At 70.1% G+C, this 23,574-nt stretch carries 21 protein-coding genes; 13 read left to right on the plus strand and 8 right to left on the minus strand.

The window, feature by feature from the left end; all coding sequences use genetic code 11:
• Positions 1–133 precede the first annotated feature (133 nt).
• The 4 genes from ACFC1W_RS03195 to ACFC1W_RS03210 form a co-directional block, all read right to left on the minus strand.
• A complete protein-coding gene (locus tag ACFC1W_RS03195; protein WP_375988585.1) occupies positions 134–925 on the minus strand; it encodes an ABC transporter ATP-binding protein in 792 nt (263 codons plus the stop codon).
• Complete coding sequence (locus ACFC1W_RS03200) at positions 922–1,797, minus strand: ABC transporter ATP-binding protein (RefSeq protein WP_241112803.1); 876 nt, start codon at positions 1,795–1,797, stop codon at positions 922–924. Before ACFC1W_RS03200 ends, ACFC1W_RS03195 begins: the two co-directional genes overlap by 4 nt.
• A 172-nt stretch (positions 1,798–1,969) precedes the next feature.
• Positions 1,970–2,947 (minus strand): branched-chain amino acid ABC transporter permease, encoded by a 978-nt coding sequence (locus tag ACFC1W_RS03205; RefSeq protein ID WP_191766023.1) that lies wholly within the window; start codon positions 2,945–2,947, stop codon positions 1,970–1,972.
• Positions 2,948–2,950: 3 nt separating this feature from the next.
• Positions 2,951–4,255, minus strand: coding sequence for a branched-chain amino acid ABC transporter permease (locus ACFC1W_RS03210; protein WP_375991394.1), 1,305 nt, complete (start codon positions 4,253–4,255; stop codon positions 2,951–2,953).
• Between the two features lie 360 nt (positions 4,256–4,615).
• On the opposite strand from ACFC1W_RS03210, the gene guaB reads away from it, so the two are divergent.
• Complete coding sequence (gene guaB / locus ACFC1W_RS03215; RefSeq protein ID WP_375988587.1) at positions 4,616–6,118, plus strand: IMP dehydrogenase; 1,503 nt, start codon at positions 4,616–4,618, stop codon at positions 6,116–6,118.
• A 205-nt stretch (positions 6,119–6,323) separates the two neighbouring features.
• Here guaB and ACFC1W_RS03220 read toward each other — a convergent pair whose 3' ends face one another.
• The gene (locus ACFC1W_RS03220) at positions 6,324–7,451 is read right to left on the minus strand and encodes an FAD-dependent oxidoreductase (protein WP_375988589.1); all 1,128 of its coding nucleotides are present in this window, start codon (positions 7,449–7,451) and stop codon (positions 6,324–6,326) included.
• A gap of 153 nt (positions 7,452–7,604) precedes the next feature.
• On the opposite strand from ACFC1W_RS03220, the gene ACFC1W_RS03225 reads away from it, so the two are divergent.
• The 8 genes from ACFC1W_RS03225 to ACFC1W_RS03260 all read left to right on the plus strand — a co-directional run bounded on the left by ACFC1W_RS03225 (position 7,605) and on the right by ACFC1W_RS03260 (position 16,007).
• Complete coding sequence (locus ACFC1W_RS03225; protein WP_375988592.1) at positions 7,605–8,231, plus strand: TMEM175 family protein; 627 nt, start codon at positions 7,605–7,607, stop codon at positions 8,229–8,231.
• 42 nt (positions 8,232–8,273) lie between these two features.
• Positions 8,274–8,558, plus strand: coding sequence for a DUF2277 domain-containing protein (locus ACFC1W_RS03230; RefSeq protein ID WP_191766027.1), 285 nt, complete (start codon positions 8,274–8,276; stop codon positions 8,556–8,558).
• Between the two features lie 150 nt (positions 8,559–8,708).
• Positions 8,709–10,397, plus strand: coding sequence for an ABC-F family ATP-binding cassette domain-containing protein (locus ACFC1W_RS03235; protein ID WP_375988594.1), 1,689 nt, complete (start codon positions 8,709–8,711; stop codon positions 10,395–10,397).
• Positions 10,398–10,445: 48 nt separating this feature from the next.
• Positions 10,446–11,564 carry a GuaB3 family IMP dehydrogenase-related protein gene (locus ACFC1W_RS03240; RefSeq protein WP_375991396.1) on the plus strand — a complete coding sequence of 373 codons (1,119 nt, stop codon included), beginning with the start codon at positions 10,446–10,448 and terminating at the stop codon, positions 11,562–11,564.
• 143 nt (positions 11,565–11,707) lie between these two features.
• On the plus strand, positions 11,708–12,535 hold the full coding sequence (locus ACFC1W_RS03245) for an SURF1 family protein (RefSeq protein ID WP_375991398.1): 828 nt from the start codon (positions 11,708–11,710) through the stop codon (positions 12,533–12,535).
• 9 nt (positions 12,536–12,544) lie between these two features.
• Positions 12,545–13,045: a DUF3817 domain-containing protein gene (locus tag ACFC1W_RS03250; RefSeq protein ID WP_375988596.1), complete on the plus strand. Its 501-nt coding sequence runs from the start codon at positions 12,545–12,547 to the stop codon at positions 13,043–13,045.
• Positions 13,042–14,625 carry a glutamine-hydrolyzing GMP synthase gene (gene guaA / locus ACFC1W_RS03255; protein WP_375988598.1) on the plus strand — a complete coding sequence of 528 codons (1,584 nt, stop codon included), beginning with the start codon at positions 13,042–13,044 and terminating at the stop codon, positions 14,623–14,625. Before ACFC1W_RS03250 ends, guaA begins: the two co-directional genes overlap by 4 nt.
• Positions 14,622–16,007, plus strand: coding sequence for a glycosyltransferase (locus ACFC1W_RS03260; RefSeq protein WP_375988601.1), 1,386 nt, complete (start codon positions 14,622–14,624; stop codon positions 16,005–16,007). The genes guaA and ACFC1W_RS03260 overlap by 4 nt, the downstream gene beginning before the upstream one ends.
• A 210-nt stretch (positions 16,008–16,217) precedes the next feature.
• On the opposite strand, the gene ACFC1W_RS03265 is transcribed toward ACFC1W_RS03260, so the two are convergent.
• Positions 16,218–17,507, minus strand: coding sequence for an ABC transporter substrate-binding protein (locus ACFC1W_RS03265; protein WP_375988603.1), 1,290 nt, complete (start codon positions 17,505–17,507; stop codon positions 16,218–16,220).
• Between the two features lie 248 nt (positions 17,508–17,755).
• Here ACFC1W_RS03265 and ACFC1W_RS03270 point away from each other — a divergent pair, with 248 nt between their 5' ends.
• From ACFC1W_RS03270 to ACFC1W_RS03280, 3 genes are read left to right on the plus strand one after another with little or no spacing between them, the layout of a single operon-like run.
• On the plus strand, positions 17,756–17,968 hold the full coding sequence (locus ACFC1W_RS03270) for a heavy-metal-associated domain-containing protein (RefSeq protein ID WP_375988605.1): 213 nt from the start codon (positions 17,756–17,758) through the stop codon (positions 17,966–17,968).
• Positions 17,968–20,316 (plus strand): heavy metal translocating P-type ATPase, encoded by a 2,349-nt coding sequence (locus ACFC1W_RS03275; RefSeq protein ID WP_375988607.1) that lies wholly within the window; start codon positions 17,968–17,970, stop codon positions 20,314–20,316. The genes ACFC1W_RS03270 and ACFC1W_RS03275 overlap by 1 nt, the downstream gene beginning before the upstream one ends.
• Positions 20,300–20,629, plus strand: a complete 330-nt coding sequence (locus tag ACFC1W_RS03280) for a metal-sensitive transcriptional regulator (protein WP_375988609.1) — start codon at positions 20,300–20,302, stop codon at positions 20,627–20,629. Before ACFC1W_RS03275 ends, ACFC1W_RS03280 begins: the two co-directional genes overlap by 17 nt.
• Before the next feature lie 32 nt (positions 20,630–20,661).
• Here ACFC1W_RS03280 and rarD read toward each other — a convergent pair whose 3' ends face one another.
• Entirely contained in the window at positions 20,662–21,573 is a 912-nt protein-coding gene (rarD, locus tag ACFC1W_RS03285; protein WP_375991401.1) for an EamA family transporter RarD, read from the minus strand.
• A gap of 270 nt (positions 21,574–21,843) precedes the next feature.
• Complete coding sequence (gene groES / locus ACFC1W_RS03290; RefSeq protein ID WP_017203655.1) at positions 21,844–22,140, minus strand: co-chaperone GroES; 297 nt, start codon at positions 22,138–22,140, stop codon at positions 21,844–21,846.
• A gap of 237 nt (positions 22,141–22,377) precedes the next feature.
• On the opposite strand from groES, the gene ACFC1W_RS03295 reads away from it, so the two are divergent.
• Complete coding sequence (locus tag ACFC1W_RS03295) at positions 22,378–23,553, plus strand: Hsp70 family protein (RefSeq protein ID WP_375988614.1); 1,176 nt, start codon at positions 22,378–22,380, stop codon at positions 23,551–23,553.
• The last annotated feature ends 21 nt before the right edge of the window (positions 23,554–23,574 follow it).

Raw genomic sequence — 23,574 nt, forward strand, 5'->3', positions numbered from 1 at the left:
GCCGGCGCGGGGCGCGGGGGGGCGGCACCCGTCCCCCCCGCCCCCCGCCCCGCCCCGGGCGGTCCCCCGGCGGCCCCCGCGACAGCGACCCGCGGAGGCCGCGCCACCCCCTCTTCTCTTGTTCCTGTTCAGGTCAGGCTGCGTCGGTCCCGAGGGTGCCGAGGTACAGGCCGATGACCTTCGGGTCGTTCAGCAGGTCGCGACCCGTGCCCTCGTAGGCGTCGCGGCCCTGGTCGAGGACGTAGCCGCGGTCGCAGATCTGCAGGCAGCGGCGGGCGTTCTGCTCGACCATGATCGTCGTCACGCCGGCCTTGTTGATGTCGGAGACGCGGATGAAGGCGTCGTCCTGACGGACGGGAGACAGACCGGCGGAGGGCTCGTCGAGGAGCAGCACCGCGGGGTCCATCATGAGGGCCCGCGACATCGCGACCATCTGGCGCTCACCACCGGAGAGCGAGCCGGCGCGCTGCTTGAGGCGCTTGCCGAGCTCGGCGAAGATGCCCGTGACGAACTCCAGACGCTCGGCGTACTGCTTCGGAGCCTGGTACAGGCCCATCTGCAGGTTCTCCTCGATGCTGAGCGACGGGAAGACGTTGTTCGTCTGCGGCACGAAGCCGACGCCGCGGGTGACGAGCTTGTCGGACTTCAGCCCGACGACGTCGTCGCCGTTCACCGTGATCGAGCCCGAGCGCACCTTGACCATGCCGAAGATCGCCTTCAGCAGCGTCGACTTGCCGGCACCGTTCGGGCCGATGATGCCGATGAGCTCGCCCTTGCGCGCGACGAGGTTCGCGCCCTGGATGATGTTGATGCCCGGGAGGTAGCCGGCGTACAGGTCCTTCACCTCGACCACGACACGGTCGGTGCGCGCGGCCTCGGACGAACCCGATCCGGTGGTCGAGGGTGCACTCGATGTGTTGCTCACTTCTTCTCCTCCTCGGCCTCGGCGATCGAGGCCTCTTCGGCCTCCTTGATCTCCTCGAGCAGCTCTTCCTCGGCCGCGCTGTGCTCGCCGGCCACGCGGCCGGTGACGACGCCGAGGTCGACGTCCTGGTGGCTGCCCAGGTAGGCGTCGATCACCGCGGCGTCGTTCATCACCGTCTCGGGCGGGCCTTCGGCGACGACGCGACCCTCGGCCATGACGACGACCCAGTCGGCGATGTGGCGGACCATGTGCATGTCGTGCTCGACGAAGAGCACGGTCATGCCGAGATCCTTGAGGTCGAGGATGTGGTCGAGCAGCGACTCGGTCAGGGCCGGGTTGACGCCGGCCATGGGCTCGTCGAGCATGACGAGGGTCGGGTCGCTCATGAGGGCGCGAGCCATCTCGAGGAGCTTGCGCTGTCCGCCCGAGAGCGAAGCCGCGTAGTCCTCTGCTTTGGCGTCGAGCTTGAAGCGCGCGAGGAGCTCCATCGCCTTCTCTTCGTTGTCGTCGTCCTGCTTGCGCCACATCGCGGGGATGATGCTGGCCCAGAGCCGCTCACCCTTCTGCGACGTCGCACCGAGCTTCATGTTCTCGAGCACGGTGAGCAGCGACAGCGCCTTCGTCAGCTGGAAGGTGCGGACCTGGCCCATGCGGGCGACCTTGAACGACGGGATGCCCGACAGGTTCGTACCGTCGAACGACCACGTGCCCGAGTTGGGCTTGTCGAAGCCGCAGAGCAGGTTGAACAGCGTCGTCTTGCCGGCACCGTTGGGTCCGATGAGGGCGGTGATCGCCCCGCGCGGAATCTCCAGATGCTCGACGTCGACGGCGGTGAGGCCGCCGAAGCGGCGCGTCACGTTGTCGATGACCATGATGGGGTCGTTCTTGGCGACGCCGGGGGCGGCGTCGCCCTTCGCGAGCCCGGTCGTCTTGGGACGACGGACACTGCCGGTCGCGGTGGTGACCGCGCCCGTGTCAGCGGGCGCGGAGCCTGCTGCCGGCGGCGTTTCGCCGTCCGGCGTCACGGGCTCCGGAGGCGTGCTGTTACTTGACAAAGGTCAGCTCCCTCTTGTTGCCGAAGATGCCCTGCGGGCGGAAGATCACGATGAGCATGAGCGCGACACCGACGAGGATGAAGCGCAGGGTGCCCGCCTGCACCGACGAGATGGGCAGGATGCCCGAGTTCGCCAGCGCGGGGAGGACGTTCCCCAGGAAGCCCATGATCACCCAGAAGATCACCGAGCCGACGACGGGACCGAACACGGTCGCCGCACCGCCGAGCAGGAGGATCGTCCAGATGAAGAACGTGAGCGAGGTGGTGTAGGTGGCGGGGACGACGGCCGACGGGAGCGCGAAGACCACGCCGCCCAGCGCACCGAAGATGCCACCGATGATCAGGGCCTGCATCTTGTAGGCGAAGACGTTCTTTCCGAGCGAGCGCACGGCGTCTTCGTCCTCGCGGATGCCCTTGAGCACGCGGCCCCACGGGCTGCGCATGAGCGCCCAGACGAGGTAGACGGCGATCGCCAGAAGGATGGCGCCGAACACGCGCACCCACAGCTGGTCCGCCGTCCACGTCCATGGGCCGAAGCCGTACGTGCCCTCCGGGAACGGGTTCGCCGCGCGGAACCCGGCGTGGTACCCACCGAGGCCGTCTGCCGAGTTGGTCCACTCGTCGAAGAGCTGCGTCGTGAGGGCCAGTCGCACGATCTCGGCCGCCGCGATGGTCACGATGGCGAGATAGTCGGCGCGCAGGCGCAGCGTAGGGATACCGAGGATGATCGCGAAGACCACTGAGGCCAGGCATCCGACGATGATGCCCACCCACCAGGGCCACCCGAAGGTGAGGATCGAGATCGCGTAGCCGTAGGCCCCGAGCGCCATGAAGCCCGCCATACCGAAGTTGAGCAGGCCCGCGTAGCCGAAGTGCACCGCGAGACCGGTCGCCGCGAGGGCGTACGCGATCGTCTCGGGGCTGAACAGCCAGTAAGCCGTGTTGTTGAGAATCTGTCCCCAATCCATGGCCTAGCCAAGCCTCTCTTTACGACCCAGGAGACCCTGCGGCCTCACCAGGAGAATGATGATCAGGACCGCCAGCGCGCCGACGTACTTCATGTCCGGCGGGATGCCGAGAAGCGTCGACAGCTCGACCAGGATGCCGACGATCAGCGCGCCGATGAGGGCGCCGAACGCGGTTCCCAGGCCACCGAGCGTCACGGCGGCGAAGATGAGCAGGAGCACCTGCACGCCCATGTCCCACTTCACACCGGGGCGGAAGTAGGCCCACAGCACACCGGCGACGGCGGCGAGCGATGCCGACAGGATCCAGACGATGCGGATGACGCGGTCGACGTTGATGCCCGAGGCCGCGGCGAGGCCGGGGTTGTCGGAGATCGCTCGCGTCGCCTTGCCGATGCGGGTGCGCAGCAGCCAGTACGCGACGGCGAGGAGGAGGACGATCGAGATGCCCATCGAGACCAGGTCGATCCACGACACGGCGATCGGGCCGAGCCGGATGTCGCGCGGTGCGCCGGCGCCCGGCAGCTGGTACGTGCCGCCGCCGATGAAGAACTGGTACGTGTAGCGGATCGCGAGCGACAGACCGATGCTGACGATCATCAGCTGGACGAGACCGAGGCCCTTTCGCCTGAGCGGCCGCCAGAGGCCTGCGTCGAGTGCCCAGCCGAGTGCCGCACCGGCGACGACGACGATCGGGATCGTGATCCACATCGGGATCGCGAAGTTCACCCCGAACACCAGCGCGATCACGGCGCCGAAGGTCAGCATCTCCGCGTGCGCGAAGTTCGTGAGGCCCGTCGTACCGAAGATGAGCGAGACGCCGACCGCGGCGAGCGCCAGCAGCAGACCGAAGTTGATGCCGTTGATCAGGCGCTCGCTGAACTGATCCCAGAACGACGTCGTGACGCGCTCGCCCTCGCCGAGGAAGAGGTTCACGATCTTCGTGCCGGTCGCCCCGAACTCCACGTCGAACTCCGCCGTGGTCCCCGAGTTCGGCTGCATGCCCTCGGGCAGCTGAGCGGGGTCGACGATGACCCCATCAGGGAGGGTGTCCTCATCGACGACGAGGGTGTACTCGTCCTTCTCGGGAACGTACAGACGCCATTTGCCGTCGACGTCGGTGATCGTCTCTGCGTCGAAGCCGCCGCCTTCGACCGAGATCACCACGTCGGGGACGGGCTCGCCGTCGAACGTGATGACTCCGCCGAAGTAGAAGTCGGTCTGCTCCTGATCACCCCCAGGGGTGTCCGGTGCAGTTGCAGAAGCGTGCGCGCCGGACGGCGAGGCGAGGAACAGCATTGCTCCTGCCATCAGCACTCCGACGAGCACGACGACCCAGCGGGGGTAACCCCTCGTGGCCACAGTCGTAGGACCCACAGAACCTCCAGTTCAGCACGATGCACAACCGAGGCCCGGGTCGCATCGGCCGTGATGAACGACGGTACGACTGTAATGTGTCGGCCGCATTTCCCCTAGTTACTCCGACCCACCTGTGACCGGATCGGAATTGGTCCAGCCAAGGCGCTCGGCGGCGGCGACCGTCGCCGCCCTCACTGTCCGGTCGCGCGGGAACAAATGGCTCCGGTCGGCGCTTAGAATCGGGTACGGAGCGTTCCCGCGCACCGGCCGTCGTCGACCACCTGAGAAACGCGCCGCGAGCGCAGGAGGACCATGGAGCACAACGACCCCTTCGGCTTCGTCGGACTGACCTACGACGATGTCCTGCTTCTGCCAGGACACACCGACGTGATCCCGAGCGAGGCCGACACGTCGTCGCGTGTGACCCGCCGCATCACGGTGGCCACGCCCCTGCTCTCGGCGGCGATGGACACGGTGACCGAGGCGCGACTCGCGATCGCGATCGCACGCGAGGGCGGGATCGGCATCATCCACCGCAACCTGTCCATCCAGGAGCAGGCCTCGATGGTCGACCGCGTCAAGCGCAGCGAGTCGGGCATGATCACCGACCCGATCACCACGACGCCCGACGCGACCATCGAAGAGGTCGACTCCCTCTGCGCCCAGTACCGCATCTCGGGGCTCCCGGTCGTCGACGCCGATAACCGCCTGGTGGGCATCGTCACCAACCGCGACATGCGCTTCGTGTCGGGCTTCGAGCGGCAGACGACGAAGGTGCGCGACGTCATGACGAGCGAGAACCTCGTCACCGGCCGGGTCGGCATCAGCGCCGGCGAGGTCATCGCGCTGTTCGCGCAGCACCGCGTCGAGAAGCTGCCGCTGCTCGAGGAGGACGGCACGCTCGCGGGCCTCATCACCATCAAGGACTTCGACAAGAGCGAGAAGTATCCCCTGGCGACCAAGGACGAGCAGGGCCGCCTGCGTGTCGGAGCGGCCATCGGGTTCTTCGGCGACGCGTGGGAGCGTGCCGAGGCGCTGCGCGACGCCGGGGTGGACGTCATCGTCGTCGACACCGCCAACGGCCAGTCCGCCGGCGTCATCGACATGGTCCGCCGGATCAAGGCCGACGCCTCGTTCGAGCACATCGACGTCATCGGCGGCAACGTCGCGACCCGCGAGGGCGCGCAGGCGCTCATCGACGCCGGCGTCGACGCCGTGAAGGTGGGCGTCGGGCCGGGCTCCATCTGCACGACGCGCGTCGTCGCGGGTGTGGGCGTCCCCCAGGTCACCGCGATCTACGAGGCGTACCTCGCCGCGCGCGAGGCCGGCATCCCGATCATCGCCGACGGCGGCCTGCAGTACTCCGGCGACATCGCCAAGGCCCTGGTCGCGGGCGCCGACACCGTCATGCTCGGCTCGCTCCTGGCGGGCACCGACGAGTCGCCGGGCGAGATCGTCTTCCAGGGCGGCAAGCAGTTCAAGATGTACCGCGGCATGGGCTCGCTCGGCGCCCTCCAGACCCGCGGCAAGAAGACCTCCTACTCGAAGGACCGCTACTTCCAGGCCGACGTGCCCAGCGACGACAAGCTCATCCCCGAGGGCATCGAGGGCCAGGTCGCGTACCGCGGACCGGTCTCCGCCGTCGCCTACCAGCTCGTCGGCGGCCTGCGCCAGTCGATGTTCTACGTCGGCGCCCGCACCGTCGAAGAGCTCAAGGCCAAGGGCAAGTTCGTGCGCATCACGGCCGCCGGACTCAAGGAGTCGCACCCGCACGACGTGCAGATCGTCGTCGAGGCGCCGAACTACAAGCGCTGAGCAGGGCGAGCTCGCGCAGCAGCGGGCAAGCCGAGACAGCGCATTCGCGACGAGACAGCGCCACTGGAACGTCGTCTCGTCGCAAATACGCCGTCTCGCCGTCCTTTGATGGCCACGCGCGACGTCTCGCCGCGAGAACGCCGTCTCGCCGGGCGTCGAGTGAGGGAACAGGAGAGCGGATGCTGCGGCATCCGCTCTTCTGTTCTCAGCGGTCGATCCGGAACGGCGCCGCCGCCTGCACGGTGTCGTCGACGGCGAGATGCGCGAGCACGCCGCCGACGGCCGGCGTGAACTTGAAGCCGTGGCCCGAGAACCCCGCGCCGACGACGATGCGTCCGCGGCGGTCGAGCACGAAGTCCTCTGTGTCGGTCGAGGTGTACGTGCAGCTGATGGGCTCTGCCGATGCCGGATCGAGACCGGGGAACCAGTCACGCACGTAGTCCTCGAGGCCGCGCGCGAGCTCGGGCGTCGGCTGAAACGAGCGGAGGTCCGGATCGACGACGGGGCCGACGTGGTGGAACCCCACCTTAACGCCTTCGCCGGGCGTCGGCATGCCGTAGGTCTGTCCCGGGTGCGGAGCGTGCCCGGCTGCGCCGCTTCCGCCGAGGAAGTGGTTGAACGACGGCCACGCGTCGCCCGGGGAACGCGGCGCGACGTGGGCGGGGCTCTCCTCCGTGACGGTGAGGCGCGGCAGCGGGAACCCCGCCGGGAGCAGGCGGCTGGTCCACGCCCCGGCGGTGACGATGACCGTGTCAGCGCGCAGTACGTAGCGTTCGCCGCCCGACTCGACCGTCACGGTCACGCCGTCCGGGTGCTCCGCGACATCGACGACGGCGTGACCGAAGCGCACGTCGGCGCCGTGCGCGCGCGCCGCCTCTTCGAGCGTGCGCAGGGCGGCGTCGGCGCGCACGACCCCCGCATCCTCCGTCAGCAGCACGTCGCCCGCGAACCGCATGCCCGCCCAGCGCTGCGCCGCCTCCCTCTCCGAGAGCAGCTCGGCCCGTTCGCCACGCGCCGTCAGCGCCTGGTGCACGTGGGCGACGAGCGCGTCGTCGCCGTGGGTGACGAGGCCGTGCAGCCGCAGCAGCGGTTCGCCGGTCGCGCGAGCGAGGTCGTCCCAGCCGGTGCGCGCCGCGGCGAGCAGGTCGAGGTAGTGCTCCTCGCCGTAGGCGTTGTTGAAGTTGCGGGTGGCGCCGTGCGAGGCGCCGCGGGTGTGTCCGCGCTCGAACTGCTCGAGGGCGATGACGCGATGGCCACCCCGGGCCAGCTGCCACGTGGTAGCCAGGCCCATCGCGCCGGCACCGATCACGACGAAGGGAATGCGCTCGCTCATACTCCCATCCTTCACGCCCTGAGCCGGTCGGCGAGACATCGCATCGGTGACGAGACAGCGTTGCACGCACGACGTCTCGTCGCAGGTACGTCGTCTCGCCGGCACACGACCGTGACACTCGCCGGGATGCGGCGCGGTCGCTACCCTGATGCCGTGATCAGGCAGCGGCGTCACCCGGCGGCGACCCAGCGCACCACGCGTCTGGAGGCCTTCACCGACGGCGTCTTCGCCATCGCGGCCACGCTCCTCGTGCTCGATCTCACCACGCACTCGCTGGGCGAGGTGGAGTCCGACGGCGAGATGTGGGCGGCGCTCGGCGACATGTCGCTGCTGATCACCAACTTCGCGCTCAGCTTCGTGCTGCTGTGCCTGCTGTGGATGGTGCACGTGCAGCAGTTCGAGCACGTCGCGCGCGTGGACGCCACGATGGTGTGGCTCAACAACGGGCGACTGCTCTTCATCGTGCTCGTGCCCTTCGCGACCAACCTGACGACCGAGTACTCCGAGTTCCTCGCCGCGCGCCTGGCGATGCCGCTCACCTTCTTCCTCGCGATCCTCTTCGGCTGGCTGCAGTGGCAGTGGGCCGTCCGCAACCGCGAGGTGATGCTGCCGGATCTCAGCGGAGCGGATGCCGCCGCCTACGGCCGTGGCGCGCTCAGCGCCGTCATCATCGGCGCCCTCGTCGTCGTGACCGCCCCGTGGATCGGCTCGTGGGCATTCCTGCTGTTCCTGCTGGACGGCCTTCTCACGCGGCTGCTGCGGGGCACGGACCCCGACTGACCGATCTCGACCTGGTCGGGAGCCCGGCGTATCGTCGGGGCCATGTGCCGGAACATCCACACTCTCCACAACTTCGAGCCCGCGGCGACGTCCGACGAAGTGCACGCCGCGGCACTCCAGTACGTGCGCAAGATCGCGGGCACGACGAAGCCGTCGAAGGCCAACCAGGAGGCGTTCGACCGCGCCGTGCATGAGATCGCCCACGTCACGCAGCACCTGCTCGACGACCTCGTCGCGGTCGCCCCTCCGAAGAACCGCGAGGTCGAGGCGGCGAAGGCGCGCGAGCGGGCGATCAAGTCGGGGCGGTACGCGGCTCCCGCCGCGTGAGCGTGCCCACCGTCGAGCGTGGGGCGACGGCACTCGCTCGCGGGTGCTGAGCGTTCCGGCTCGTTCGTTCGCTCGACGGCCGAGGGCCGGATAGGCTGATCGGCTCCCCGGACGGCGACGCATGCCGCACGGAGCAGACAGGGAACCACCGTGGGGTACATCGACATCGCCGCCGTCTCGTACGCGCTCCCCGACGGGCGGCCGCTCCTCGACGAGGTCTCGTTCCGCGTCGGCGAGGGCTCGACGACGGCTCTCATCGGTCAGAACGGCGCCGGCAAGACGACGCTGCTGCGCATCGTTCGGGGCGAGACGCCTCCGCTCTCGGGCGTCGTCTCGATCGACGGCGGTCTCGGCGTCATGGACCAGTTCGTGGGTCACGACGAGGCCGGGCAGACCGTGCACGACCTGTTGATCTCCGTCGCGCCCGACCGGGTGCGACGCGCTGCCCGCGAACTCGAGGACTCCGAGGCGGCGATCATCGAGCACGACGACCTCGACACCCAGATGCGTTACGCCAGCGCCTTGGCCGACTACGCCGAGGCCGGCGGCTACGAGTACGAGACGGTATGGGACACCTGCACCATCGCGGCGCTCGGCATTCCGTTCTCCCGCGCACGCTTCCGCGAGCTGACCACGCTCTCGGGCGGTGAGCAGAAGCGGCTCGCCCTCGAGGCGCTGCTGCGCGGACCCGACCAGGTGCTCCTGCTCGACGAGCCCGACAACTACCTCGACGTGCCCGGCAAGCGCTGGCTCGAGGCGAAGCTGCGCGAAACGACCAAGACCGTGCTGCTCGTCTCGCACGACCGCGAGCTGCTCGCCCGGGCGGCCGATCGCATCGTGACGCTCGAGGCAGGGGGCGCCGGCAGCACCGCGTGGGTGCACGGCGGCGGGTTCGGCACGTACCACCGCGCACGCGACGACCGCATGGCCCGCCTCGACGAGCTGCGCCGCCGGTGGGACGAGCAGCACGTGAAGCTCAAGGCGCTCGTGGCGACGCTCAAGGTGAAGGCGACGGCGAACGATTCCTTCACGTCGCGCTACCGCGCGGCCCAGACACGACTGCGCAAGTTCGAAGAGGCCGGCCCGCCGCAGGAGCGCCCGCCCGAGCAGGACCTGGTGCTGCGACTGCGCGGCGCCCGCACCGGCCGGCGCGCAGTGGTGGCGGAGCAGCTCGAACTCACGGGCCTGATGAAGCCCTTCGACCTTGAGGTCTGGTTCGGCGACCGCGTCGCGGTGCTCGGCTCCAACGGCTCGGGCAAGTCGCACTTCCTGCGGCTGCTCGCTCGCGGTGGCACCGACCCCGACGGACGCCTCGGGCACCTGACGACGACCGGGGCGGGGCTTCCGCTCGTCGACCACACCGGCCGTGCGGTGCTCGGCGCCCGCGTGGTGCCCGGCTGGTTCGCGCAGACCCACCGGCATCCCGAGTTCACCGGCCGCTCCCTTCTCGACATCCTCCACCGCGGTGAGGATGCCCGCGCAGGACTGCCGCGGGATGCCGCGAGCAGCGCCCTCGACCGGTACGGGCTCGTCGGCCAGGCCGAGCAGACGTTCGACAGCCTGTCGGGCGGGCAGCAGGCGCGGTTCCAGATCCTCCTGCTCGAGCTCTCCGGCGCCACGCTGCTGCTGCTGGATGAGCCGACCGACAACCTCGACCTCGTCTCGGCCGAGGCCCTGCAAGACGCGCTCGCCCGGTTCGAGGGCACGGTGCTCGCGGTGACGCACGACCGCTGGCTGGCGAAGTCGTTCGACCGGTTCCTCGTCTTCGGGGCCGACGGACGCGTGTTCGAGTCGGATGCGCCGGTCTGGGACGAGGCCCGTGTCGCCCGCGACCGCTGAGCGGGATGAGGCCGCAAGAAGCCCGGCGGGTAGGCTGAGGGCGTGAGCATGGACATCGAACTCGGCCGCGCCAAGCGCGCTCGCCGCGCGTACACGTTCGACGACATCGCGGTCGTGCCGTCGCGGCGCACCCGAAACCCCGAGGACGTCTCCACCACGTGGACGATCGACGCGTTCAGCTTCGACATCCCGGTGCTCGGCGCCCCCATGGACTCCGTCGTCAGCCCCCAGACCGCGATCATGCTCGGCCAGCTCGGCGGCCTCGGCGTGCTCGATCTCGAGGGCCTCTGGACCCGATATGACGACCCCGCTCCGCTCCTCGCCGAGATCGCCGGGCTCGAGAAGGCGGCCGCGACCCGCCGCATGCAGGAGCTGTACTCCGAGCCGATCAAGCCGGAGCTCGTGCGCGACCGCCTCGCAGAGATCCGCGCCGCGGGCGTCACCGTCGCGGGCGCGCTCACGCCGCAGCGCACCCAGGAGCTCTACGAGACCGTCGTCGCCGCCGGCGTCGACCTCTTCGTGATCCGCGGCACCACGGTGTCGGCCGAGCACGTCTCGTCGGTCGACCAGCCGCTGAACCTCAAGAAGTTCATCTACGACCTCGACGTCCCCGTGATCGTCGGCGGCGCCGCCACCTACACCGCCGCCCTGCACCTCATGCGCACCGGCGCGGCGGGCGTGCTCGTCGGATTCGGCGGGGGCGCGGCATCCACCACTCGCGCGACCCTCGGTCTGCACGCGCCGATGGCGACCGCGGTCGCCGACGTCGCCGGCGCGCGCCGCGACTACCTCGACGAGTCGGGCGGCCGGTACGTGCACGTCATCGCCGACGGCGGCGTCGGAACCTCGGGCGACATCGTCAAGGCGCTCGCAATGGGCGCGGACGCCGTCATGCTCGGCGTCGCGCTGGCGCGGGCGACGGATGCCCCCGGCAAGGGCTTCCACTGGGGGCCCGAGGCGCACCACGCCAAGCTGCCGCGCGGCCGCCGCGTGAAGGTCGACCAGGTCGCCTCGCTCGAGGAGATCCTGTACGGACCCGCGCCCGTCGCCGACGGCACCGCGAACCTCATCGGGGCGCTGCGCAAGTCGATGGCCACGACCGGCTACTCCGACCTCAAGGAGTTCCAGCGGGTCGAGGTCGTCGTCGCGCCCTACAGCGCCGGATGACCGAGCCCGACCCCGGGTCGTCGGACGAGCGCGCCGCGACGGAGAGCACCGAAGCCGACGCCGCGCCCGGCGACTCGCTCCCTGCGCGAGTGTCGGCCGCGGCATCCCTTCCCGATGTCTTCCCGCCGACCCTGCGCGAGGTCATGCTGCGTCCGCAATGGATCGGGATGCTGCTGCTCTGCCTCGTCGTCGCGGGCGTGTTCGCGTGGCTCGGCCAATGGCAGCTGAGCCGCGCGATCGACACCGACCCTCCGCCCGCCGGCGCGACCGAGGTGGTCCGCCCGATCGCCGAGGTGGCTGAGCCGGGCGCGTACCTCCCCGAGCCGCTGGTCGGCCAGCGTGTGAGCGTCGACGGGTTCTGGATGCCGGGGAACTTCCTCATCGTGTCGTCCCGCTTCAACGACGACGTCGAGGGGTACTGGGTCACCGGCCAGCTGCGGCTCGCGGGAACCGACGAGCCGACCTCGCTCGCTGTGGCGCTCGGCTGGGCGCCGACGCTCGACGAGGCGCAGGACGCCGTCCGTGCACTCGATGCGGCCACCTCCTCCCCCGTCAAGACGCCCGAGACGGTGACCGGGCGGCTCATCTCGGACGAGGGACCCGTGCCGCCGCCCGCCGACGCCGACCCTCAGACGATGACCCGCATGTCGCCGGCCGCTCTCCTCGGCCAGTGGACCGACGTCGAGGGCGTGGACGTGTACCGCCCGTACCTGGCGTCGGAGAAGGCTCCCGCGCCGCTCGTCGACATCGCGTCGCCTGCGCCGGACGAGTCGTCGAACGTCAACTGGCTCAACATCTTCTACGCGGTGGAGTGGGCGATCTTCGCGGGCTTCGCGTTCTACCTCTGGTACCGCCTCGCGAAGGACGCGTGGGAGAAGGAGCTCGAGGACTTCGAGGACGACCACGACGAAGCGGATGCCGCGGCCCGGCCGGCCGCAATGCCGGACGGCGCCGCGGAATCACGCGGGTAGACTGGGTCCATGCCCCGCCCCCCGAAGCTCGCTACCTTTCCGGCGATCCGCGGAGCCCTGAAGTTCTACCAGATCTGCTCGATCATCACCGGTACGATGCTGCTGCTGCTGGTCGGCGAGATGGTCATGAAGTACGCGTTCAGCCTCGAGCTCTTCCTCGGCGGATCCGGCGGCTTCCTCTGGTGGGCGCCCGTGGTCGAAGGCCCCGAGGGGTCGGAGTCGACCGGCGACGGGTTCAACCTGTCGCTCGGCATCCTCGTCGCCCACGGCTGGTTCTACGTCGTCTACCTCATCTCCTGCTTCCGCGTGTGGAGCCTGATGCGCTGGAACCTCCTGCGCCTGGCCATGCTCGCGGCCGGCGGCATCGTGCCCCTGCTCTCCTTCTTCATGGAGGCGCGCGTCGCACGCGAGGTCAAGCAGTACCTCACCGAGCGCGAACAGGCCGAGCTGCACTCCGGCGCCGAGCACTCGACCCTCACCCACGCGATCCCCACGGAGAACCAGCGTTGACCGAGCAGACTGAAACCTCCCAGCGTCCCGTCCTGGTCGTCGACTTCGGGGCGCAGTACGCCCAGCTCATCGCGCGCCGCGTGCGCGAGGCCGGCGTGTACAGCGAGATCGTCCCGCACACGGCGTCGGCCGACGAGATCGCGGCGAAGAACCCGGTGGGCATCATCCTCTCCGGCGGCCCCTCGTCGGTGTACGAAGACGGCGCCCCGTCGCTCGACTCGGGCGTCTTCGACCTCGGCGTTCCCACGCTCGGCATCTGCTACGGCTTCCAGGTCATGGCCCAGGCGCTCGGCGGCGAGGTGGCCAACACCGGTCTGCGCGAGTACGGAGCGACGGATGCCGCGGTCACAGGCGATGGGGGCGTGCTGCTGGGCGGCCAGCCCGTCGACCAGAACGTGTGGATGAGCCACGGCGACCAGGTGTCGCGCGCACCCGAGGGCTTCGACGTGCTGGCCTCGACGTCGGCCACGCCGGTCGCGGCGTTCGGCAGCGACGAGAAGCGCCTCTACGGCGTGCAGTGGCACCCCGAGGTGAAGCACTCCGACCACGGCCAGCAGGTCATCGAGAACTTCCTGCACAAGGCAGCGGGCCTGCCCGCGGACTGGAACAGCGGCAACGTCATCGCCGAGCAGGTCGAGCGTATCCGGGCGCAGATCGGCTCGGGCCGCGTCATCTCCGCACTGTCGGGCGGCGTCGACTCCGCGGTCTCCACCGCCCTGGTGCACAAGGCCGTCGGCGACCAGCTGACCGCGATCTTCGTCGATCACGGGCTGCTGCGGAAGGGCGAGCGCGAGCAGGTCGAGAACGACTACGTCGCCTCGACCGGCGTGCGCCTCATCACGATCGACGCGCGCGAGCAGTTCCTCGATGCCCTCGCGGGCGTCAGTGACCCCGAGCAGAAGCGCAAGATCATCGGCCGCGAGTTCATCCGCTCCTTCGAGGCCGCCGAGCGCGCGCTCGTGGCGGAGGCCGCGGCCGACGGCAAGCCGATCCGCTTCCTCGTGCAGGGCACCCTGTACCCCGACGTCGTCGAGTCCGGCGGCGGCACCGGCACGGCGAACATCAAGTCCCACCACAACGTCGGCGGGCTCCCCGAAGACCTGCAGTTCGAGCTCGTCGAGCCCCTGCGCACCCTGTTCAAGGACGAGGTGCGCGCCATCGGCCGCGAGCTGGGTCTTCCCGAGGCGATCGTCGCGCGCCAGCCCTTTCCGGGCCCCGGCCTCGGCATCCGGATCGTGGGTGAGGTCACCGCTGACCGGCTCGAGATTCTGCGTGACGCCGACGCCATCGCCCGCGAGGAGCTGACGAAGGCCGGCCTCGACGGCGAGATCTGGCAGTGCCCGGTCGTGCTGCTGGCCGACGTGCGTTCGGTCGGCGTGCAGGGCGACGGCCGCACGTACGGCCACCCGATCGTGCTGCGCCCGGTGTCGAGCGAAGACGCCATGACGGCCGACTGGACGCGTCTGCCGTACGACGTCCTCTCGAAGATCTCCAACCGCATCACCAACGAGGTGCGCGAGGTGAACCGCGTGGTGCTCGACGTGACGTCGAAGCCCCCGGGGACCATCGAGTGGGAGTGACCGGCGCCGCCGGGCTGCCCGACGCGGACTATCTGCTCCTCGGCAGCCGGATCGCGCTCGGGCTCGACGGCGGATTCGCCGTGGCGGTGCCGCGGCGCCTGCGGCTGCTCGCGTCCGCCGGTGCGCATGACCCGCTGATGCTGAGCGTCGACGCAGCGTCGCCCGACGTGCACGCGGCACAGCGGCAGACGTTCGTCGACGCCGGGCTCCTCGAGACGGCGGCCTCGGCGCGCAACCTCTTCGACGACCTCGTCGCCGACCCGTCGTGGCTGTGGCCCTATGCCCAGCCCGCGGAGGGGGAGGTTCCGGAGGGCGCGCGTCGTGAGGTGACGGATGCCGCGGGCCGCACCGTGCTGTCGCTCCCGGTGCTCGAGGACCCGCTGTGGCACCTGGCTGATGCGCCGATCGTCGTGCCGACGCCGGGGGGTCACCGCTGGCTCCGCGGGTTCCGCGCGCTCTACATCGCGTGGCTCACGCACCTCGCCGACCAGCGACGCGCGGCCGCCGGCGCCCCGGACCGTCTGCTCGTGGTGATCTGCGAGTCACGGCAGATCGGCGAGGCGCTCGTCGACTGGGACGACCCGGGCGTGCGCATCGTGCACACCGTGCACAACTCGCACCTTCCCGAGCCGTACGACGACCCGGACGCCCCGGTCACCGGGCTGTGGAAGCGGTGGCTCGAGACCCTCGACCGCTACGACGCCGTGGTCTGGCCGACCCGGGCGCAGCGCGACGAGATCGCCGCGCGCTTCGGCGACCCCGGCACCTTCCACGTCGTGCCGAACACCATCGACCTCGGCGAGGAGCCGCCGGACGCGGCATCCCGCGACCCTCGCCGCGTCGTGATGATGAACCGCCTCGCCGACCAGAAGCGCGTCGACCTGGCGATCCGTGCATGGGTGCGCGTGGCTGCGGCCGTGCCCGACGCGCGGCTCGACATCTACGGCGACGGGCCGCTCCGCGAGGACCTGCGCAGCCTGGTGGACGAGCTCGGGCTCGGCGAGTCGGTGAAGGTGCACGGCGCGACCGACGACCCCGACGGGGAGTTCGACCGTGCGGCGCTGTTCCTGGTGTCGACGGCGTTCGAGGGCCAGGGCCTCGCGATCGCCGAGGCGCTCGCGCGTGGAGTGCCCGTCGTGTCGTTCGACGCCCGGTACGGGCCGCGGGAGGCGGTCGGTGACGCCGGTGTGCTCGTCGCACCCGGCGACCTCGACGGACTCGCCGACGCCGTGATCGCACTGCTGCGTGACGACGCTCGCCGCGCCGAACTGGCCGCGCACGCGCGTTCGGTCGCCGGCGGCTTCACCCCCGATGCCGTGCGTCCTGCACTGGTGGAAGCCGTGCGCGCGGCCGTGGCGGCGCCGTCCCGCCGCGCCCGCTGACCGCGGGTCGCGTCCCCCCGCGCTCGCTGGCGCGTCTCGTCCCGCCGCGCGCGCTCGACGGCGCTCCGCACTCGCGACGCCTGTGCTCACCTGTCACGACGCGCCGCGTGGCCCGGCCATTTGTGACAGGTGAGCCCGCGCACACCGCCGCGCCGCGCACGGGAGAGGGCCCCGGATCGCTCCGGGGCCCTCTCGCGTTATGGAATCGACTCAGCCGATGCGCGTGAAGTTGTTGTCCGCGCCGTACTGGAAGACGCCGACCGTGGCCTCGGTCGGGTCGCCGTTCTCATCGAACGTGATCGGGCCGGAGAAGCCGTCGTAGTCGGCCACGCCGCCACCGAGGATGATCTCGGCGCAGTCGGCGTAGTTGTCGCACTTCTCGCCCTCACCGGAACCGCCCGAGACCTCCTGGAGCTTTCCGGCGATGTCGGCCGGGTCCGTGGAGTTCGCAGCGAGCGACGCGAGAGCGAGCAGGACGACAGCGTCGTACGACTCGTTGGCGTACGAGAAGTCGGTCAGCTCGCTGTTGCCCTCACCCGTCCACCACTCGTTGAGGCGCTCCTGGAAGGTGGTGTCAGCCTCGATCGGGCCGGCGGGCGTGGTGCCCTTCGCGCCCTCCATGCTGATGTCGGCCGGCCACTTGGCGTCGGCACCGAAGTTCTTCAGGTTGCCGTCGACGAGGTACAGCTGCTCGGCGGGGTAACCCGCGGACAGCAGCGCCGGGCCGATGGTGAAGATCTCGTCGAACGTGATCAGCACGATGGCGTCGGGGTTCGAGGCCATCAGCGCGCTGATCTGCGCGTCGAACGAGGTGTCACCGGTGTTGTAGGACTGCTCCTCGACGACCGTGCCGCCGGCGCCCGTGAAGGTCTCCTGGAAGACCGCGTTGAGGCCGGTGCCGTACGAGTCGTTGAGGTACAGGACCGCGACGTTCTCGTGGCCGTCCTCGGCCACGACGTTGCCGAGCACCTCGCCCTGGAGGGTGTCGGACGGAGCCGTGCGCCAGTAGAGGCCGTCGTCGTCCCACGTGGTGAAGTCGAGCGACGTGTTGGCCGGAGAGAAGACGATCATGCCCGAGGCGACGGCGTCGTCGAGGAAGAGCTTCGTCACGCCCGACGACGCGGCGCCGATCGCGGCGGAGACGCCCTCGGAGATCAGGGTCTGGATGGTGGTCGCGTACGCCTTGTTGTCGGTGTCGCCGGAGTCACCCCAGACGATGTCGTCGATCGTGAGGCCCGTGTCGCCCGACGCTTCATTGACGTCTGCGGCGGCGAGACCGACACCGGCCTCCTCGGGCGGGCCGAGGAACGACAGGTTGCCCGTCTGGGGCAGGATCGTGCCGATCTTGAGGGTGAGGTCGCGCTCCTCGGTGGGAGGGGCGCTGGTCTCTCCTCCTCCGGTTCCGCCACCGGCGCAGCCGGCGAGGACGAGGGCGCTGGCGCCGGCGAGCGCAACAACGCCTGCGAGGGCGGACTTGCGCGAGCGGGTGAAGACGCTCATGTTGCTCCTTGCTGTGGATGAACGACGGGAAGGCTCGGGGGCCGACCCAGTGTCCCTAACCTAACCATCCGGAGCGCTCCGCAATGTTGCCATTCGTTAACGATGTGTAACGCATCGTGGACGTCGGCCGCGGTGCGATATGCGAGCGCAAATCCGCGGACGGCGCTCGAATACCCCACACCGGTATAAACTGGATCGAGTTGTACCCCTCTGGGGTATTTCTTCCGCTCAGCGAAAGGCATTCCAAGATGACTCAGACGACCGCGTACACCGTGACCGGCATGACGTGCGGCCACTGCGAGTCCGCCGTGCGCACCGAGGTGTCGAAGATCGCCGGCGTCGAGACGGTCGCCGTCGACGCCGCATCGGGCAGCCTCGTGATCGACTCCACCGCCCCGCTGTCCGACGTCGACGTGCTCGCCGCCGTCGATGAGGCCGGCTACGAGGCGGCGCGCGCCTGATGACCTCCGCAGCGCTGCCCCCGGCGGGTGCGCGCATCGAGCTCGAGATCGGCGGGATGACCTGCGCGTCCTGCGCCTCCCGGATCGAGAAGCGACTGAACCGCCTCGAGGGGGTCGAGGCATCCGTCAACTACGCGACGGAGAAGGCGACGGTGAGCGGCCCCGCCACGCTCGATCCGCAGACCCTCATCGAGGAGGTCGAGAGGACGGGCTACACCGCCGTGCTCCCGGCCCCGCCGGCGGCCGACGACGATGGTCGCGATCACGACCTGCCCGACACCGAGCTGCTGACCCTGCGCCAGCGGCTCATCGGGTCGATCGTGCTCGCCGTTCCGGTGATCCTCCTCTCGATGATCCCCGCCCTCCAGTTCACGTACTGGCAGTGGGCATCGCTCGCTCTGGCCGCGCCCGTCGTCGTCTGGGGTGCCTGGCCGTTCCACCGTGCGGCGTGGATCAATCTCCGGCACGGCGCCGCGACGATGGACACCCTCATCTCGCTGGGCGTGTCGGCCGCGTTCCTGTGGTCGCTCTACGCGCTGTTCTTCGGTGATGCCGGCATGCCCGGCATGACCCACGCCTTCGAGTGGACCGTCCAGCCGGGCGACGGTGCGGGTGACATCTACCTGGAGGTCGCCGCGGGGGTCACGATGTTCGTGCTCGCCGGGCGCTACTTCGAGGTGCGCTCGAAGCGCCGGGCCGGTGCCGCCCTGCGCGCCCTGCTCGAGATCGGCGCGAAAGATGTCGCCGTGCTGCGCCGACGCGCCGACGGCACGGTCTCGGAAGCCCGCATCCCGATCGCCGACCTTCGCGTCGGCGAGGAGTTCGTCGTGCGCCCGGGCGAGAAGATCGCGACCGACGGCGTCATCGCGTCGGGGACGTCCGCCGTCGACGCATCGATGGTCACGGGCGAGTCCGTGCCGGTCGAGGTCGGCCCCGACGACGCAGTGGTGGGCGCGACCGTGAACGCCGGCGGTCGCCTGGTCGTCCGTGCCACACGCGTCGGCGACGACACTCAGCTCGCGCAGATGGCGCGGTTGGTCGAGCAGGCGCAGTCGGGCAAGGCCGAGGTGCAGCGCCTCGCCGATCGCATCTCCGGGATCTTCGTGCCGATCGTGCTGCTGATCGCGATCGCGACGCTCGTCACCTGGCTGGCACTCGGCTACGACGCCGCCATGGCCTTCACGGCGGCCGTCGCGGTGCTGATCATCGCGTGCCCCTGCGCGCTCGGCCTCGCGACCCCCACTGCCCTGCTCGTCGGCACCGGACGCGGCGCCCAGCTCGGCATCCTCATCAAGGGTCCCGAGGTGCTGGAGTCGACCCGCTCGGTCGACACCGTCGTGCTCGACAAGACCGGCACCGTCACGAAGGGTCGCATGGCGCTCGTCGACGTGGCCGTGGCGGAGGGGGTCGGCCGCGCCGAGATCCTGCGGGTGGCCGGAGCCCTCGAGGATGCCTCCGAGCATCCGATCGCCCAGGCCATCGCCCGCGACGCGCGTGCCGAAGCGGGCGACCTCCCGGCCGTCGAGTCGTTCCAGAGCGTTCCCGGCAAGGGCGTGACGGGTGTCGTCGACGGGCGCGCGGTCATCGTCGGACGCGAGGCTCTGCTCGCCGACTGGGCGCTGAAGCTGCCGGCTGAACTCGGGGCTGCGAAGCGCGCGGCGGAGGCGGGAGGACGCACCGCGGTGCTCGTCGCCTGGGATGCCGAGGTGCACGGCGTGCTCGTCGTGGCCGACGAGGTGAAGCCGACCAGCCGGGAAGCCGTCTCGCAGCTGCGTGCGCTCGGACTGCGCACCGTGCTGCTCACCGGAGACAACGCCGCCGTCGCCCGCTCGGTCGCCGACGAGGTCGGCATCGACCAGGTGATCGCCGAGGTTCTGCCGCACGACAAGGTGGCCGTCGTCGCACAGCTGCAGGGCGAGGGGCGCGTCGTCGCGATGGTGGGCGACGGCGTGAATGACGCCGCCGCCCTCGCGCAGGCCGACCTCGGGCTGGCCATGGGCACGGGGACGGATGCCGCGATCGAGGCGTCCGACCTCACCCTCGTGCGCGGCGACCTGCGCAGCGCCGCCGACGCGATCCGCCTGTCACGCGCGACGCTCGGCACGATCAAGGTCAACCTGTTCTGGGCGTTCGCCTACAACGTGGCCGCGATCCCGCTGGCCGCACTCGGACTCCTGAACCCGATGATCGCCGGCGGGGCGATGGCACTGTCCAGCGTCTTCGTCGTCGGCAACAGCCTGCGGCTGCGGTCGTTCCGCAGCCGCGCGAGTGCCGCCGCGGCATCCGCTCCCCTCGACTCCACCCGCCCCGCCCCGCATCCGGAGGTGCACCGTGAACACCACGCCTGACACGATCGAGACCGTCGCCGCCGCCGACCACGCGCACCACGGCTACATCACCGACAAGGACAAGTACCTCAACCGTCTGCGTCGCATCGAGGGCCAGGCCCGCGGCATCCACAAGATGGTCGAGGACGAGAAGTACTGCATCGACATCCTCACGCAGATCAGCGCCCTGACGAGCGCGCTCGAGGCGGTCGCCGTCGGCCTGCTCGACGACCACCTCCGTCACTGCGTGGTGGACGCCGCGCGGCTGGGCGGCGCTGAGGCCGACGCCAAGATCACCGAGGCCACCCAGGCCATCGCGCGCCTGGTCCGCTGAGCCCACCGGCTCGCCACGATCAGATCGGGCGGTCAGCGCACTGCGCGCACGCGGCGTGCGTAGAGCACGGAGTCGACCGTCAGGATGATCAGCGCGAGCCACACGAGCCCGAAGCCGATCCAGCGCTCGAGCGGCATGGGCTCGCCGAGCACGAGCCAACCCGAGAGGAACTGCATCACCGGCGCGACGAACTGCAGCAGGCCGATCGTGGTGAGCGAGACGCGCCGGGCGCCGGCCGCGAACAGCAGCAGCGGCACGGCGGTGACGACGCCGGTGAGGCTGAGGAGCACGGCGTGCTCCCAGCCGTACGCTCCCATGGTGAGTCCGCCGGTGACGCCGACGATGACGAGGATCACGGCGGCGATCGGCGTGAGCCACATCGTCTCGAGGGTGAGCCCGCTCACCGCGTCGACGGACGGGCCGACCTTCTTCTTGACGAGCCCATAGGTGCCGAAGGATGCCGCGAGCACGAGAGCGATCCACGGGAAGGACCCGTAGCCCAGCACGATGACCAGCACGGCCCCCGCCGCGATGCCGATCGCCACCCACTGGGTGGGCCGCAGTCGCTCCCGCAGCACCAGCACCGCCAGCAGGACCGTGGCGATCGGGTTGATGAAGTAGCCCAGGCTGGTCTCGATGACGTGCCCGGTCAGGGCGCCGTAGATGAACACCTGCCAGTTGACGTAGATCAGGGCGCCGGCGAGCGCCGTCAGTCCGAGCAGCCGGGGCTGCCGCATGATCGCCACAAGGCGGGGCCACGTGCGGGTGACCGTGAGCAGCAACGCGCAGAAGACGAGCGAGAGCAGGATGCGCCAAGCGACGAGCTCCCACGGCCCGGTGGGCGCGAGGAGCAGGAAGTACAGGGGAAGGAAGCCCCACAGCGCGTACGCGCCCAGGGCGTAGGCGCCGCCGAGCGTGCGTTCGCGGGCTGCGGCGGCGGCGATGCCGTGGCTGCCGGTCGTGACGCCGAGGTCGAGCGCGGTCGAGTCGTCGAGCGGCTCCGCCACGTCGCGACCGGACGGGGACGACGACTCGTGGCTCACCGATTCAGCCTATGCCCGCACGGATCGCGCCCGGTCCGCTGCGCGGGTCGGGCGCCCACGCCGGCCTGCCGACCTCCGGCGGATTCCTGCCACCCGCGGCTGTCACACGGAAAGACGAGAGGGCCGGATGCCGAAGCATCCGACCCTCTCGTCTGTGCGATGTACGCGATGTCAGCGGACGACGACAGCCAGGACGTCGCGAGCAGACAGGACGAGGAACTCGTCGGCGCCGAACTTGACCTCGGTTCCGCCGTACTTGCTGTAGAGCACGCGGTCACCGACGGCGACGTCGAGCGGAACACGGTTGCCGTTGTCGTCGATGCGGCCGGGGCCGACGGCGACGACTTCGCCCTCCTGCGGCTTCTCCTTGGCAGTGTCGGGGATGACGAGGCCACTCGCGGTGGTCTGCTCGGCCTCGACCTGCTTGATGACGATGCGGTCCTCGAGCGGCTTGATGGAAACCGACACGGTCTACCTCTTCTTTCCTTGAGACTGAAGACTCGTTAGCACTCTGATGGTGAGAGTGCTTACTTCAAGTCTAGGGATGCGCTGGCACTCACGCAACGTGAGTGCCAACCACGTGACGGTCGGGCCCCTCGCGAAGTCCGGGACGAGGTGGTAGACCTGAGCTGGGCCCCAGGGGCCCGCGTCCGAACCTGGGGGCAGGACACTCGAATGACAGCGCCGTACTGTGTCGCAGTTGACGTGGGAACCAGCCGCATCGCGGCCGCGACTGCGCACGTCTCGCCGGTGGGCGATGTCCGGGTCGCCCCGTTCCGGCTGGGACGCGCGGCCGACACTGCGGCGAGCGCGGCTTTCGTCACCGAAGGCGAGCTCGTGTTCGGCGACGCCGCGGACCGACGGGGCCTGACGAATCCCGGTCGCCTCCTCCGCGGATTCGTCCGCCGGATCGGAGATGACGTCCCCTTCCTCGTGGGCGATCGACGCGTTCGGGCCGACGAGCTCTTCGCCCGCGTGATCTCCTGGGTGGTCGATGCGGTGACGGAGCGCCAGGGCACGGCGCCCGCAGCGCTGGCTGTGACGGCGCCCCAGGCATGGGGTTCATACCGCCACGAGCTCATCGCGGCCTCTCTGGTGCGGGAAGGGTGGCCGCACGTGGATGTGCTCCCGGTCGCTGAGGCTGCGGCGCGCCACTACGAGACCACACATCCGCTGCCTGCCGACCACGCCATCGCCGTGTACGACCTCGGCGGCGGAACGTTCGATGCCGTCGTCGTGCGAAAGGATCGCGATGACCGTGTCGCCACCGTCGGAGAGCCGACGAGCTTCGACGACTTCGGGGGCTCGCACTTCGACGACGCGGTCTTCCAGCACGTGATCACCGCTGCCGGTGTCGAGACGCACATGCTGGGCGAGGGCTCGATGCTCGGCCTGAAGGCCTTGCGGCGAGAGTGCACCGATGCGAAAGAAGCGCTCTCGTTCGACAGCGAGACGACCATACCCGTCCTCGTCGAAGGTCATCACGTCTCGGTGCGACTCACCCGGGCGGAGTTCGAGGCCATGATCGAACCCGGGGTGGTGCGCACAGTCGAGGCCCTGACCCGGTCGCTCGAGGGCTCCGGGCTCGATGTCGAAGACGTCGACGCGATCCTGATGATCGGCGGCTCGTCCCGCATCCCGCGTATCACGCAGCTCCTCTCCGAACGCCTCGACCGCCCCCTCGCGGTCGACGTCGATCCGAAGGCGGCCGCAGTTCTCGGCGCCGCGCACCGCACGGCCGAGCTGCGTCTGCGCGGAGACAGCTCCCAGGTCGTCGACACCGGGACCGACAGCCGTCCGGTCGAAGAGCCACCCCCTGCGCCGGCGGCAGCGCCGGCCTCGCGGTGGCGGTGGTTCCGGCATACTCCCGCCCTGACATGACGCCAGCCCCCGACCGAGCCC

The sequence above is a fragment of the Microbacterium sp. NPDC056003 genome, from assembly GCF_042274785.1.
Taxonomy (GTDB): domain Bacteria; phylum Actinomycetota; class Actinomycetes; order Actinomycetales; family Microbacteriaceae; genus Microbacterium.

What these genes read in the sequence shown, in the direction of transcription:
- ACFC1W_RS03265 (WP_375988603.1), bottom strand. Translation starts at nt 17,507, where the DNA reads ATGAGCGTCTTCACCCGCTCGCGCAAGTCCGCCCTCGCAGGCGTTGTT.
- ACFC1W_RS03250 (WP_375988596.1), top strand. Translation starts at nt 12,545, where the DNA reads ATGCCCCGCCCCCCGAAGCTCGCTACCTTTCCGGCGATCCGCGGAGCC.
- ACFC1W_RS03245 (WP_375991398.1), top strand. Translation starts at nt 11,708, where the DNA reads ATGCTGCGTCCGCAATGGATCGGGATGCTGCTGCTCTGCCTCGTCGTC.
- ACFC1W_RS03200 (WP_241112803.1), bottom strand. Translation starts at nt 1,797, where the DNA reads ATGGTCATCGACAACGTGACGCGCCGCTTCGGCGGCCTCACCGCCGTC.
- ACFC1W_RS03210 (WP_375991394.1), bottom strand. Translation starts at nt 4,255, where the DNA reads ATGGCAGGAGCAATGCTGTTCCTCGCCTCGCCGTCCGGCGCGCACGCT.
- ACFC1W_RS03275 (WP_375988607.1), top strand. Translation starts at nt 17,968, where the DNA reads ATGACCTCCGCAGCGCTGCCCCCGGCGGGTGCGCGCATCGAGCTCGAG.
- ACFC1W_RS03220 (WP_375988589.1), bottom strand. Translation starts at nt 7,451, where the DNA reads ATGAGCGAGCGCATTCCCTTCGTCGTGATCGGTGCCGGCGCGATGGGC.
- ACFC1W_RS03240 (WP_375991396.1), top strand. Translation starts at nt 10,446, where the DNA reads ATGGACATCGAACTCGGCCGCGCCAAGCGCGCTCGCCGCGCGTACACG.
- ACFC1W_RS03270 (WP_375988605.1), top strand. Translation starts at nt 17,756, where the DNA reads ATGACTCAGACGACCGCGTACACCGTGACCGGCATGACGTGCGGCCAC.
- guaB (WP_375988587.1), top strand. Translation starts at nt 4,616, where the DNA reads ATGGAGCACAACGACCCCTTCGGCTTCGTCGGACTGACCTACGACGAT.
- ACFC1W_RS03205 (WP_191766023.1), bottom strand. Translation starts at nt 2,947, where the DNA reads ATGGATTGGGGACAGATTCTCAACAACACGGCTTACTGGCTGTTCAGC.
- ACFC1W_RS03230 (WP_191766027.1), top strand. Translation starts at nt 8,274, where the DNA reads ATGTGCCGGAACATCCACACTCTCCACAACTTCGAGCCCGCGGCGACG.